This window comes from Paenibacillus sp. GbtcB18 (genome assembly GCF_019091125.1).
GTDB lineage: Bacteria > Bacillota > Bacilli > Paenibacillales > NBRC-103111 > Paenibacillus_F > Paenibacillus_F chitinolyticus.
Genome location: NZ_JAGXJX010000919.1, coordinates 1 through 233, shown reverse-complemented (window position 1 = coordinate 233; position 233 = coordinate 1). Strand labels below are relative to the sequence as shown.

The window sequence follows — 233 nt, the reverse complement described above, 5'->3', positions numbered from 1 at the left end:
TAATCATGCGTTGACATGGTCCCGCAGTGCGGACTACGTTGCCAAGTAATCAGTTGATGACTAATCGCTCGATGACCAACGGGGCCGCGCGGAAGGAACAGAGACGGTGCCTCAGCAAGCCCTTCTCGTCATGGATGTCCAGCAGGTCGTCGTCGACCGCTTTCCCGACGGCGAGTACCTGCCCCGCCTGAGCAAGGCGATCGACGCCGCCCGGGGCGGCGGCGTCCCGGTGA

At 63.1% G+C, this 233-nt stretch carries 1 protein-coding gene; it reads right to left on the bottom strand.

From position 1 onward, the window contains the following. Nucleotides 1–49: 49 nt before the first annotated feature. Nucleotides 50–233: hypothetical protein (locus KVT34_RS31285; protein ID WP_217563396.1), on the bottom strand; the 184-nt coding region annotated here is incomplete at its 5' end.